Source organism: Streptomyces sp. NPDC127177 (genome assembly GCF_042672475.1).
Lineage (GTDB): Bacteria > Actinomycetota > Actinomycetes > Streptomycetales > Streptomycetaceae > Streptomyces.
In genome coordinates this window covers 12,234-24,121 of record NZ_JBHXUW010000063.1, presented here as the reverse complement: position 1 = coordinate 24,121, position 11,888 = coordinate 12,234, and the positions used below count along the sequence as shown (strand labels likewise).

The following is an 11,888-nucleotide window of genomic DNA, read 5'->3' as shown; positions in this document are numbered from 1 at the left end:
AAGCGAAATATATTCTGCGCCATGTCCCATCCCTTACGCACCCGTTCCTTCCGTCTGCTCTTCATAGGCCGCAGCCTCTCGATGCTCGGCGACGCCGCGATCCCGGCGGCCCTCACCCTCGCCGTCTACCTGGCCACGGGCTCGACCGGCGCGCTCGCCCTCGTCCTCGCCTGCGCGATGGTGCCCAAACTGCTGCTGCTGCCGCTCGGCGGCGTGGCCGGAGACCGCTTCAACGCCCGTACGGTCGCACTCACCACCGACCTCGTGCGGTGTGCCAGCCAGCTCTTCGTCGGCGCCGAACTGCTCTCCGGTTCGCCGGCCCTGTGGCAGATCGCCGTGGCCGAGGCGCTCGGCGGTGCCGCCGGGGCCTTCGCCATGCCGACCGTCTCCCCGCTGATCCGCGGCACGGTGGCGGAGTCCGGACTGCTGCGCGCCAACTCCCTGATGGCGGTGGTCAACAGCGCGACCCGGATCGGCGGCCCCGCCGTCGCCGGGGCGCTGGTCCTCACCGCCGGACCCGGCTGGGCGTTCGTGCTGGACGGCGCCAGCTTCGCGGTGAGCGCGGCACTGCTGTCCGCGATCGACGTGCGGCACGTCAGCGTGGCGCGCAGCTCCGTGCTCAGCGACCTCAGGGAGGGCTGGGGCGAGGTCCGGGGCCGCGACTGGTACTGGACGAGCCTGATCGCCCACGCCGTCTGGAACGGCGCGGCAGCCGTCCTGATGACGGTGGGACCGGCCCTCTTCCTGCACGAACCCGGAGGCAGGGGCACCTGGATCGCCTTTCTCCAGACCGGTGCGGTCGGACTCCTGCTCGGCTCCCTGCTGGCGGGCCGGGCCCGGCCGCGGCGCCCGGTCCTGATCGCCAACATGGGCCTCGCCCTGTATGCGCTGCCGCTCTGCCTGCTGGCCGCGCACGCGCCGGTCGCGGCGACCATCTGCGCGTACGGGATCTCGCAGGCCGGACTCGGCTACCTCAACCCCGTCTGGGAGACCGCGGTCCAGTCCGCCGTGCCCGCACACGCGCTGGCCCGGGTGACCTCGTACGACTGGCTGCTCTCCCTCGGCGCGATGCCGCTCGGTTACGCCCTCGCCCCGCCGGCGGCCTCGGCCTGGGGCGCCGAAGTCCCGCTCGCGGCGGCCGGGGTGGCCGTCGGCGCGGCCTGCCTGGCCACCGCCGCGGTACCGGGCGTACGGCGTCTCCGGGCGCCCTCCGACAAGGTGACGCGCACCACCGAAGCACCGGCTTGAACATGTTCAAATGCAGGTCTACAGTCCATGACAACAGCATTTGAACGCGTTCAAGGGAGGGTGGGGCATGGACCTCACTGTTGTCGCGTACGTCATCTACCTGCTCATCAGCGTGGCACTCACGGTCTGGGTGGCCCGCACGCTCAGCCGCAACGGCAAGGTGTTCCTCGCCGACGTGCTGCACGGGAACGAGAAGCTCGCCGACGCCGTCAACCACCTGCTGGTGGTCGGCTTCTACCTGGTCAACCTCGGGTTCGTGACGCTCTATCTGAAGAACTCCGACGAGGTCGCCGACGCCCGCGGGCTCTTCGACGCGCTCTCGGTCAAGGTCGGCGTCGTACTGCTCGTCCTCGGCATCATGCACCTGGGCAACGTCTATGTGCTCAACAAGATCCGCCGCCGGGGCCTGATGGAGCGTGAGCAGACCCCGCCCGTGCCGCCGCAGGGCTGGATGCCGCCGGGCACCGGGCCGTGGACCGCGCCCGCCACCAAGGCGTGAGGGCCGGCCGTGCGGTCCCGGACCGATGGGCGGCAGCCGGCCGTCGAGCGGCTCACCGTGCTCTACGACGCACAGTGCTCGCTCTGCGTCCATCTGCGGCAGTGGCTGATGAGGCAGCGTCAGCTGGTCCCGCTCGACCTCGTCCCGGCAGCCTCCGCGGAGGCACAGCGCCGCTTCCCGGGTCTCGACCACGCGCAGACGCTGGAGGAGATCACGGTGATCGGTGACGGCGGGCAGATCTACCGCTCGACCTCCGCGTGGATCGTCTGCCTCTGGGCACTGGCCGAGCACCGGCCGAAGGCCCACTGGCTGAGCACCCCGGCCGGCCGGCCGTTCGCCAGGGCGACCGTCCTCGCCGCCGCGAAGTACCGCTCCCTGACCGCCGCGCCCTGCCGGGCGGACGGGAACGGCTCCTGCGCGGCAGAGGGCCCGGAGCCCGCCCTCCAGGTATCCCGGATACCCTCGGGACCGTGGTGAAGGAAGAGAAGGACGTGAAGGAAGTCAAGGCTCCCAAGAGCGAGCAGACCCGCACACTCATCCTCGAGACCGCGCTCCGGCTCTTCCAGGAACGCGGCTACGACAAGACGACGATGCGGGCCATCGCCCAGGAGGCCGGGGTCTCCGTAGGGAACGCGTACTACTACTTCTCGTCCAAGGAGCACCTCGTCCAGGGCTTCTACGACCGGATCGCCGCCGAGCACGAGGCGGCGGTCCGGCCGGTTCTGGCCGGCGACAAGGACCTCGCGGTACGCATCCGCGGGGTCCTGCTCAGCTGGCTGGACGTGGCGGAGCCGTACCACCGCTTCGCGGCCCAGTTCTTCAAGAACGCCGCCGACCCGGAGAGCCCGCTCAGCCCGTTCTCCAAGGACTCCTTCGCCGCGCGCGAGGCGGCGATCTCCGTACACGAGCGCTGCCTGGCGGGCTCCGGCACCAAGGTCGACCCCGAGCTGGCCGAGCTGCTGCCGCAGCTGATGTGGCTGAACCAGATGGGGCTGGTCCTCTACTGGGTCTACGACCGGACGGACGACGCCGAACGCAGCCGCCGTCTCGTCGAGCGCACCGCGCCGATCATCGCGCGGGCGATCGCCCTGTCCCGGTTCCGGATACTGCGGCCACTGGTGCGCCAGGTCCACGAGGTGCTGGAGGAGTTCCTGCCCGGAGCGGCGGGCCGGGCCGCGGGCGGACCCCGCTGACCGCGGCCCGCTGACGGCGCGAACGACCGAGCGGCCGCCCCCCGGTGCGGGGGCGGCCGCTCGGTGCGGTTGTGCGGGTCGGTCAGATCCAGCCGAGTTCCCACAGGCGCCAGATGCCGGTGCCGTCCGAGAGGTACTGCGAACCGGCGACGTCGGGCTTGGCGACGACGTAGTCCTTCTTCTGCCACAGGGGTACGAGCGGCACGTCGTCGCCGACGAGCTTCTGGAGTTCCTTGAAGTCGGCCGAGGTGCGGCTGCGGTCGCTGAACTCCAGCGTGGAGCTGATCAACCGGTCCATCTTCTTGCTGCTGTAGCCGTTGTGGAGGCTGGTGTCGCGGCCGACGAGCGGCTGGCTGAAGGTGTCGGGGTCCGGGTAGTCGGGAAGCCAGCCGACGGTGTACGCGTCGTAGTCACCGGCGGCGTAACCCTTCTGGAACGCCTTCCACTCCACGGCCTTCACCGTGACCTTGAACAGCCCGTCCGCCTCCAGCTGACGCCGGATCTCCGCCGTCTCCTTGGTGTAGGCGTCGTCGGCGCGGTAGGCGAAGGTGATGTGCAGCGGCAGCTGCACGCCCGCCTCCTGCATCAACTCCTTGGCGCGCTTGGGGTCGGGCGCCGGGTACGCGTCGAAGAACGGGGTGCTGTGCCCGATGTAGCCCTGCGGGATCAGCGAGTAGAGCGGTTCGACGGTGCCCTTGTAGACATCGGTCACCAGCGGCGCGCGGTCGATGATCGCCGCGATGGCCTGCCGGACCCGCTTGTCGTGGAGCGGGGATCCGTTACGGACGTTGAAGACGAGGTTGCGGATCTCGGCGCTGTCCGCCTCGGTGATGCGCTGGTCGGAGTCACCGGGGTTCAGCTCCGCGAGCGTGGACGGCGGGAGCTGACGGTGCGTGACATCGACCTGGCCCGACTTCCAGGCGGCCAGGAGTTCGCTCGACTCCTTGTAGTAGCGCACGGTGACCGGACCGCCGGTCTTCTTCAGCGCGCCCTTGTACTTGGTGTTCGGCACCAGTTCGGCGCTGACGCCCGGCTCGTAGGACTTGAGCACGTACGGACCGGAGCCGCTGACCTGGCCGTCGTCCCGCAGCTTGTTCTCCGAGTAGGCCTCGTGGTCGACGATCGAGCCGGCCCCGGTGGCGAGCTTCTGCGGGAAGGTCGCATCGCGCGAGGAGAGGTTGAAGGTGATCGTCCGGCCCTCGGTGACCACGTTCTTGAGGCTGGGGAAAAGCACCGAAGGACCGACGTCCGTCTTGATCCGGAGCATGCGCTCGAAGGAGTACTTGACGTCCTCGGCGGTGACCTTCCGTCCGTTGGAGAACGTCAGGTCGTCACGGAGCTTGCACTGGTACGTCTGGAGCTTCCCGCCGATGAAGCCGCAGCTCTCGGCCGCGTCCGGCTCGGGCACGATCGCCCCGGACTTGAACGTCATGAGGGACTGGTAGACGTTGCTGTACATGGCCCAGGAGCCGGCGTCGTAGGCGCCCGCCGGGTCGAGCGAGGTCACCTCGTCGGTCGTGCCGACCAGGACCGGATCCTTCTTCTCCCCGTCCGAGGGGATCAGCTGCCAGGCGCCGACGCCTGCGATGACCAAAACCGCGAGAATCGCGAGAATCCGTAGTCGGATCGACCGCATTGCCGTGCTCTCCCTTAACAGCCCCACCTCGGTGTCGCGCTCAGATACGCAGATCACCGCACGTTCAAGCTCACCCAATCACACGATTTTCACATCTGGAAGAGGAAATCAGAGGCTCATAGCCTTTTGTTCGCTACTTGAAACCTTGGGCGGGATAGCCGAATACAGAGGGTTGGTCACCGGTCACCGAATTCGCCCGGCTACGGGATCTACGGGCCAGTACTCAGGCCTGCTTGGAGGCGAGTTCGACGACGGTGACGTCCGAGGGGGCGCCGACCCGCACGGGCGGGCCCCAGGCACCCGCGCCCCGGGTGACGTAGAGCTGGGTGTCGCCGTAGCGTTCGAGCCCGGCGACCGTGGGGTTGGAGAGCTCCGCGATGTAGTTGCCCGGCCAGAGCTGGCCGCCGTGCGTGTGGCCGGAGAGCTGCAGGTCCACGCCGTGCGCGACGGCCTCGTCGATGAGTACGGGCTGATGGGCCATGAGGACGGCGGCGCGCGACCGGTCCCGGTCACCGAGGGCGCGGCCGAAGTCGGGACCCTGCCCTTCGGCCTCACCACCGATGTCATTCACCCCGGCCAGATCGAAGCCGTCGATCTCCACTCGGGCATTCTCCAGCGGGTGCAGACCCAATTCCCTTACATGATCCACCCATTGGGCCGCACCGGAGTAGTACTCGTGGTTGCCGGTGACAAAGAAGGAGCCGTGCCTGGAGCGCAGTCGCGCGAGCGGCTCGGCGGCCGGGCCGAGATCGGCGACCGATCCGTCGACCAAGTCGCCGACGACGGCGATCAGATCGGGCTGGGTCCGGTTGACCGTGTCGACGACGCGCTGGGTGTGTGACCGTCCCAGGATCGGCCCGAGGTGGATATCGCTGACGACGGCGATCCGGAAGCCGTGCGCGGAGCGCGGCAGCCGGGCGAGCGGGATGGTGACGTGCTTGACCCTCGGTCCGCGCAGCACCCCGTAGGTGCCGTAGCCGACCGTGCCGAGCCCGGCGACGGCGGCGGCTCCGCCGACGGCACGGGCGACGAAGAGCCGGCGCGACGGCCCCTCGACGGCGGGCGGAGCGGCGGGCGCGAGGGCCGTCCCGGTGCCCGGTCCGGAGGCCTCGGCGGTGACGGTTCCGGCCGGGCCGGGCTGCGTTGCCCGCGCCGGGCCGCCGGCGACGGTTCCGGCCGGTTCCGCCTCGGGCGTCTGCGCCTGCGCCACCTCGGGTGCCTCTTCGGGCCCCGACGCCGCCGCCCGGCGCGCGAGCAGCCTGCGCAGCAGTGGCCGTAGCGCCTCGCCGGCCAGCAGGGCCAGCGTCAGATACAGCAGCGCGGCGAGCCAGAGATAGCCCGGCCAGGCCAGCACCCGCTGGAGCCAGAAGGGCACGCCCGTACGGCCCGAGACCAGGGCGCCGACGCTCAGCAGCGGCAGGACGTACGCCGCGACCGTGCCCGCCCGGCGCAGCGGGCTGCCCGCCGCCGTCGTGTCACCGACGAGGCGGCGCCACACATAGCGGTGCACGGCGACGAGCAGTGCGAGCACCACGAGTCCCAGCAGAGCGAATCCCATGACCGCCACGTGTACCGCCCTGCCCTTTTTGTCCGTATCCGGTCCGTACGAGGTGCCGCGTCGTTACGAGGCCCGGCCGCGCAATGCCCTGACGCCACGGAACCCGATCACGCCAACCGCCGTCCCCAGAAGAAAGGACGTGATGGCGAGCAGCAGATGCACCCAGAAGTACGCAGTAGGGTCTCCGGCGTCGTCGAAGGCGAGACCGCTGCCGTCCTTCCACAGGTTCTTGACGAAAGTGATCCAGATGAACCAGCTCCACACCCCGAATGCGAGCAGGAACCAGGAGACGGGGCGGCTGAGCTTCATGGACCCAGTATCTCCGCCTCGCCCGCCTCGCCTCGCCCGGGGTGGGCTGTCCTGGCGGTACGCACGGCGGGTCATACCGTCGGTGCCTATTTTCACATCAACTGCATGTACGTTTTCGACCGTGTCAGCTCTCAAGAAGACCGCACTGGCGGTCACCTCTGCCGCTTTGCTGTCCACTTTTGCCGTCAGCCCGGCCTCGGCGGTCCCCAAGGACACCTCGGACGGTGTGCCGAAGCCACCCTCCGGCATGTCGCAGGTCGGTGGCGAACAGCTGGGCCGGTCCGGCACCCAGGTCAATCTCGGCCCCGGCGCCCCGGTCCTGCCCAAGGGCCTGACGGGCAGGTCCTGGATGGTCTCGGACGCCGAGAGCGGTGAGGTGCTCGCCTCCCACAACCCGCACTGGCGGCTGCCCCCCGCCTCCACGCTGAAGATGCTCTTCGCGGACACCGTGCTGCCGGCGCCGGCCGTCCAGCCGAAGACCCGCGAGTACACGGTGAAGGACGAGGACCTCGCCGGCATGGGCGAGGGCAGCAGCCTGGTCGGCGTCAAGGAGGACCTCACCTACACGGTCCACGACCTGTGGCTCGGGGTCTTCCTGCGCTCGGGCAACGACGCGGTGCACGTGCTGGCCTCGATGTACGGCGGTGTCCCCAAGACCGTCCGCGACATGCAGTCGCACGCCGAGGAGCTCCAGGCCCTGGACACCCATGTCGTGTCGCCCGACGGCTATGACGCCCCCGAACAGGTCTCCAGCGCCTACGACCTCACGCTGTTCGCCCGCAGCGGGCTGCAGAACGCGGACTTCCGCGAGTACTGCTCGACCGCCACGGCCGAGTTCCCGGGCAAGAAGGAGAAGGGCAAGAAGCGCGAGAGCTTCGGCATCCAGAACACCGACCGGCTGCTCACCGGGGCCAGCGGCGTGACCCCGTACAAGGGCATCGCGGGCGTCAAGAACGGCTATACGACGCACGCGGGCAACACCCTCACCAGTGTCGCCGAGCGCAACGGCAAGGTGCTGCTCGTCACCGTCATGAACCCGTCGTCCGACGAGTCGAACGCCGTGTACGACGAAGCGGCGAGCCTGCTCGACTGGGGCTTCAGCGCCGCCGGCAAGGTGACGCCGGTGGGCGAGCTGGTCCCCCCGAAGTCCGCCGAGACCGGCGACGGCACGGGCAAGGGCGCCGAGGCCGACGGACCGACCGCGGGCAAGGACAAGCAGGGGGCGGCGCGGACCACGAAGGCCGCCGCCGCGAGCGGCTCCGGCGGAGTCGGGATCGCACTCGGCATCGCCGGCGGGGTGCTGGTACTGCTTGCCGGGGCCGCCTTCCTGGTCAACCGGCGCTGGCCGCTGCCGGACCTGGTGCGCCGCCTTCCTCGCCGCTGACCCGGCCGCCCGGGGCCCCCGCGCCCCGGGCCCGGCCGTCTCCGGCCGTGCCGTCCTCGACGGACCGGGATTCGTCGGCGGACCGGGATGCGTCGACGGGCCGGGGCTCCTCGGCGTCCTTACTCCTCGTCGCCGTCCACGCGGCGCAGAACAGCAGCAGCTTCGCGGTGAAGTTGATCCACAGCAGCAGGGCGATCGGCACTCCGAACGCGCCGTACATGCTCTTCGACGCGACGCCCCTCATATAGCTGCCGAGCAGCAGCTTGAGCAGCTCGAAGCCGACCGCGCCGACGAGTGAGGCCACCACCAGCCGGCGCCGCGGCGGCTCCACGCCGGGCAGCAGGGTCAGCAGGTAGAGCAGCAGCAGGAAGTCGGCGGCCACCCCGACCAGCAGGGCGGCGATCCGCAGCAGCACGCCGCCCGCGCCGTTCTCCGGAATGTTGAGCAGGTCCGCCACCCAGCCGACGGCGACCGAGCCGACCGAGGAGATCGCCAGGGTCACCAGGGCCGCCCCGCCCAGGCCGAACAGCACCCCGGCGTCCTTGAGCTTGCGGATGACCGGATTGCCCTCGTCCAGGTCGTCCATCTCCCAGACCGCCCGCAGACAGTCCCGCATCGAACCGACCCAGCCGATACCGGTGAAGAGCAGCAGCGCACCGGCCACCAGCCCGACCGTGCCCGCGTGTGCCACCAGGTTGTCGATGCCCAGCTGGTCGGAGATGCCGGGCACCTGCTCGGCGACCTTGTCCTCGATCTTGTCCAGCTGCTTGTCGGAGAGCAGCGCCGCACCGATCGCGGCGGCGACCGCGATCAGCGGGAAGAGCGCCAGGAAGCTGAGGAACGTGATCGCCGCGGCGAGCCTCGCCCAGTGGACCCGTACCAGCGTTTCGTAACTGCGCCAGGCGTGCGTCTCCATCAGCCGGGAGACGAGCGGCCCGATGACAGGGAGTTTTTTCAGCCAGTCCATGACGTACGACTACCCTCCCTGCCACCGAAAACCGGTGTCCGGTGCACCGCGTAGGAGATGACACCCTTTCAATCACCCATTTCGGTGAGTGCTGTAACAAATCCCTCAAAGGTGTTTTCTCGGGCGATACGGTCACCCTCATGTCTGTCGACACCGTGTCCCTGACCGGCTGGGGCCGTACCGCCCCGACGACCGCGCTGCGCTTCCGCCCCCGTAGTCACGAGGAGGCGGCGGCGACCGTGCGCGGCGGCGGGCCCCGCGGATCGATCGCCCGCGGACTGGGCCGGGCGCACGGCGACGCGGCACAGAACGCCGGGGGTTCCGTCCTCGACATGTCTGCGCTGGACCGGATCCGTGCCTTCGACGCCGGGGCCGGTGTCGTGGTGTGCGACGCGGGTGTGAGCCTGCACCGGCTGCTGGAGGTGCTGCTCCCGCTCGGCTGGTTCGTGCCGGTGACGCCCGGCAGCCGGTACATCACGGTGGGCGGCGCGATCGGCTCCGACGTGCACGGCCACAACCACCGCGTGGCGGGGACCTTCTCCCGCCACGTCACGGAGTTCGAACTGCTCACCGCCGACGGCGAGGTCCGTACGGTCCGTCCCGGCTCCCCGCTCTTCGACGCGACGGCGGGCGGCATGGGCCTGACCGGGGTGATCCTCGCGGTCACGCTCCGGATGCACCCCGTCGCGACGTCGCTGATGTCGGTCGACACGGAACGGGCCGCCGACCTCGACGACCTGATGGCCCGGCTCACCACGGGCAGTCGCCACCGCTACGCGTCCGCCTGGGTCGATCTGACCGCACGCGGCAGGGCGACGGGCCGGGCCGTGCTGACCCGGGGGGAGCACGCACCCCTGGATGCGCTCCCGGCGCACGCCCGGCGCAGACCACTCTCCTTGCGCGCTGCTCCGCTGCCCGCCCCCCGCTCCCTCGTTCCGGAACTCCTCCCGGGCGGGCTGTTCGGCCGAGCCTCCGCGACCGCCCTGGCCGAGCTCCGGTACCGCCGGGCGCCCCGGTCCCGCACCGGTGAGCTCCAGCAGATCCCCGCCTTCTTCCACCCGCTGGACGCCGTACCGCACTGGAACCGGATCCGTGGCCGCGGCGGCTTCGTGCACTACGAGTTCGCCGTCGGCCACGGCCAGGAGGAGACGCTGCACCGGATCGTCCGGCAGATCTCGCAGCGGCGCTGCCCTTCGTTCCTCGCCTCGCTCGGACGGCTCGGCGTGGGCGATCCCGGCTGGCTGTCGTTCCCGGTGCCCGGCTGGACGCTGTCCCTGGACCTGCCGGCCGCCCTGCCCGGTCTGGCCCGATTCCTCGACGGCCTGGACGAGGAGGTGGCGGCCGCCGGTGGCCGGGTCGCGCTGACGAACGACTCCCGGCTGCGTCCGGAAGCGCTGGCAGCGATGTACCCGCGGCTGGGCGAGTTCCGGGCGCTGCGGGCCGAGCTGGACCCGAACGGGGCGTTCCGTTCGGACCTCTCGCGCCGGCTGTCGATCTGACCGCCGCCTCGGTTGTTGCTCGTCTTCCTCCCCCTGACTTCCGCCTTCTGTAAGGAGCGTTTCCGTGAAGGATGCCTTCGGTGCCCCGCAGTCCTTGCTCATCCTCGGCGGCACATCGGAGATCGGGCTCGCCACCGCACGCCGCCTGATCGCCTGCCGTACCCGTACGGTCTGCCTGGCCGGCCGGCCCTCCCCCGCGCTGGAGTCGGCCGCGTCCGAGCTGCGCAGGCGCGGGGCCTACGTCCGTACCGTCGACTTCGACGCCCTGGACACCGACTCCCACGAGACCACCCTCGGCAAGATCTTCACCGAGGGCGACATCGACATGGTTCTCCTCGCTTTCGGCATCCCCGGCGACCAGGAGCGCGACGAGGAGGAGCCCCTCTCGGCGGTCCGGGTCGCACAGACCAACTACACGGGGGCCGTCTCGGCCGGGCTGGTGTGCGCGGGCGCACTCCAGGCGCAGGGGCACGGCTCGCTGGTGGTGCTGTCATCGGTGGCCGGAGAGCGCGCCCGGCGCGCGGACTTCATCTACGGGTCGAGCAAGGCCGGCCTCGACGCGTTCGCCCAAGGGCTCGGGGACGCGCTGCACGGTACGGGTGTGCATGTGATGGTCGTCCGCCCCGGTCTCGTCCGGCCGGCGGGTGCGGCGGGGGCCGGTGCCGGGACGGATGGACGGGCGGACACGTCGGCCGGGGCACCGCTCGCGACGATCCCGTTCACCCGGACACCGCTCGTGACCACGCCCGACGCGGTCGCGGCCGCGATCGTGACGGGTCTGCGGCGGCGTTCGGAGACGGTGTGGGTGCCGGGGGCGCTGCGGGCGGTGATGTCGGCGCTGCGGCACGTACCGCGGCCGCTGTTCAGGCGCCTGCCGGTCTGAGGAACGGGGCCGCGCCCGGGGCCGGGCCGGTTCCTCAGGGCCTCAGGGCCTCAGGGGTGGAACGAGGGCGCGTCCACGGAGCTGCCGCTCTGCGCGGGCAGGGCGGGGGCTCCGCCGCCCGCGCCGAACGGGAACTCGTTGATCTTGCGCCAGACGCTGTCCGGGCCCTGCTCGTACAACGCGAAGGAACCGCAGGTCCAGGACGCCTCGTAGTCGCCGAGCTCGGCGTACGCCCGGTCCATCGCCTCTTCGCTGATGCCGTGCGCCACGGTGACGTGCGGGTGGTACGGGAACTGGAGCTCACGCACCAGCGGGCCGGAGGCGTCCCGGATCCGCTTCTGCAGCCAGGAGCAGGCCGAGGCGCCCTCGACGACCTGGACGAAGACGACCGGTGAGAGCGGACGGAAGGTGCCCGTGCCGGAGAGCCGCATCGGGAAGGGGCGGCCGCCGGTCGCGATCCCGGCGAGATGCGCCTCGATCGCGGGCAGGGTGGCCGCCTCCGCCTCGGTCGGCGGCAGGAGGGTGACGTGGGTGGGAATGCCATGTGCGGCAGGGTCCCCGAAGCTCGCGCGCCGCTGCTGGAGCAGGCTGCCGTAGGGCTCCGGGACCGCGATCGAAACGCCGAGCGTTACGGTCCCCACGTCGTTCTCCTCAATCTTCGATGGTCTGTTTTCAGCCACTGCAGGACACAAGCTTCACGCCGCCAGTGTGC

Annotated in this window: 12 protein-coding genes; 7 read left to right on the top strand and 5 right to left on the bottom strand. The window is 70.6% G+C overall.

All coding sequences use genetic code 11. The annotated features are described in order from the left end of the window. The first annotated feature begins 21 nt into the window (after window positions 1–21). From ACFVJX_RS29900 to ACFVJX_RS29885, 4 genes are all read left to right on the top strand, one after another. The gene (locus tag ACFVJX_RS29900) at window positions 22–1,248 is read left to right on the top strand and encodes an MFS transporter (protein ID WP_384123098.1); all 1,227 of its coding nucleotides are present in this window, start codon (window positions 22–24) and stop codon (window positions 1,246–1,248) included. A 67-nt stretch (window positions 1,249–1,315) separates the two neighbouring features. Then, a complete protein-coding gene (locus tag ACFVJX_RS29895; RefSeq protein ID WP_384123100.1) occupies window positions 1,316–1,747 on the top strand; it encodes a hypothetical protein in 432 nt (143 codons plus the stop codon). Between the two features lie 9 nt (window positions 1,748–1,756). Next, window positions 1,757–2,224: a thiol-disulfide oxidoreductase DCC family protein gene (locus ACFVJX_RS29890; RefSeq protein ID WP_384123102.1), complete on the top strand. Its 468-nt coding sequence runs from the start codon at window positions 1,757–1,759 to the stop codon at window positions 2,222–2,224. Then, a complete protein-coding gene (locus ACFVJX_RS29885; RefSeq protein ID WP_384123104.1) occupies window positions 2,218–2,940 on the top strand; it encodes a TetR family transcriptional regulator in 723 nt (240 codons plus the stop codon). Before ACFVJX_RS29890 ends, ACFVJX_RS29885 begins: the two co-directional genes overlap by 7 nt. Window positions 2,941–3,022: 82 nt before the next feature. Here the strand turns inward: ACFVJX_RS29885 and ACFVJX_RS29880 are convergent, their stop codons facing one another. The 3 genes from ACFVJX_RS29880 to ACFVJX_RS29870 all read right to left on the bottom strand — a co-directional run bounded on the left by ACFVJX_RS29880 (window position 3,023) and on the right by ACFVJX_RS29870 (window position 6,443). Further along, window positions 3,023–4,576, bottom strand: coding sequence for an ABC transporter substrate-binding protein (locus ACFVJX_RS29880; protein WP_384123105.1), 1,554 nt, complete (start codon window positions 4,574–4,576; stop codon window positions 3,023–3,025). A gap of 223 nt (window positions 4,577–4,799) precedes the next feature. Beyond that, the gene (locus ACFVJX_RS29875; RefSeq protein ID WP_384123107.1) at window positions 4,800–6,134 is read right to left on the bottom strand and encodes a metallophosphoesterase; all 1,335 of its coding nucleotides are present in this window, start codon (window positions 6,132–6,134) and stop codon (window positions 4,800–4,802) included. 63 nt (window positions 6,135–6,197) lie between these two features. Then, a complete protein-coding gene (locus tag ACFVJX_RS29870; protein ID WP_384123109.1) occupies window positions 6,198–6,443 on the bottom strand; it encodes an SCO4848 family membrane protein in 246 nt (81 codons plus the stop codon). Window positions 6,444–6,564: 121 nt separating this feature from the next. On the opposite strand from ACFVJX_RS29870, the gene ACFVJX_RS29865 reads away from it, so the two are divergent. Then, a complete protein-coding gene (locus tag ACFVJX_RS29865) occupies window positions 6,565–7,827 on the top strand; it encodes a D-alanyl-D-alanine carboxypeptidase family protein (RefSeq protein ID WP_384123111.1) in 1,263 nt (420 codons plus the stop codon). Here ACFVJX_RS29865 and ACFVJX_RS29860 read toward each other — a convergent pair. Next, window positions 7,775–8,794: a YihY/virulence factor BrkB family protein gene (locus ACFVJX_RS29860; RefSeq protein WP_384123113.1), complete on the bottom strand. Its 1,020-nt coding sequence runs from the start codon at window positions 8,792–8,794 to the stop codon at window positions 7,775–7,777. The two genes, ACFVJX_RS29865 and ACFVJX_RS29860, sit on opposite strands and share 53 nt — an antisense overlap. Window positions 8,795–8,934: 140 nt before the next feature. On the opposite strand from ACFVJX_RS29860, the gene ACFVJX_RS29855 reads away from it, so the two are divergent. Both ACFVJX_RS29855 and ACFVJX_RS29850 read left to right on the top strand, forming a co-directional pair. After that, window positions 8,935–10,293, top strand: a complete 1,359-nt coding sequence (locus ACFVJX_RS29855) for an FAD-binding protein (protein ID WP_384123115.1) — start codon at window positions 8,935–8,937, stop codon at window positions 10,291–10,293. A gap of 64 nt (window positions 10,294–10,357) precedes the next feature. Beyond that, window positions 10,358–11,176, top strand: coding sequence for a decaprenylphospho-beta-D-erythro-pentofuranosid-2-ulose 2-reductase (locus ACFVJX_RS29850; RefSeq protein ID WP_384123117.1), 819 nt, complete (start codon window positions 10,358–10,360; stop codon window positions 11,174–11,176). A gap of 50 nt (window positions 11,177–11,226) precedes the next feature. Here ACFVJX_RS29850 and ACFVJX_RS29845 read toward each other — a convergent pair whose 3' ends face one another. Continuing rightward, the gene (locus ACFVJX_RS29845; RefSeq protein ID WP_384123119.1) at window positions 11,227–11,817 is read right to left on the bottom strand and encodes a 2'-5' RNA ligase family protein; all 591 of its coding nucleotides are present in this window, start codon (window positions 11,815–11,817) and stop codon (window positions 11,227–11,229) included. Between the last annotated feature and the right edge of the window lie 71 nt (window positions 11,818–11,888).

Coding starts and splice junctions, on each gene's coding strand:
- ACFVJX_RS29900 (WP_384123098.1), top strand. CDS start 22: ATGTCCCATCCCTTACGCACCCGTTCCTTCCGTCTGCTCTTCATAGGC.
- ACFVJX_RS29895 (WP_384123100.1), top strand. CDS start 1,316: ATGGACCTCACTGTTGTCGCGTACGTCATCTACCTGCTCATCAGCGTG.
- ACFVJX_RS29880 (WP_384123105.1), bottom strand. CDS start 4,576: ATGCGGTCGATCCGACTACGGATTCTCGCGATTCTCGCGGTTTTGGTC.
- ACFVJX_RS29875 (WP_384123107.1), bottom strand. CDS start 6,134: ATGGGATTCGCTCTGCTGGGACTCGTGGTGCTCGCACTGCTCGTCGCC.
- ACFVJX_RS29870 (WP_384123109.1), bottom strand. CDS start 6,443: ATGAAGCTCAGCCGCCCCGTCTCCTGGTTCCTGCTCGCATTCGGGGTG.
- ACFVJX_RS29860 (WP_384123113.1), bottom strand. CDS start 8,794: ATGGACTGGCTGAAAAAACTCCCTGTCATCGGGCCGCTCGTCTCCCGG.
- ACFVJX_RS29855 (WP_384123115.1), top strand. CDS start 8,935: ATGTCTGTCGACACCGTGTCCCTGACCGGCTGGGGCCGTACCGCCCCG.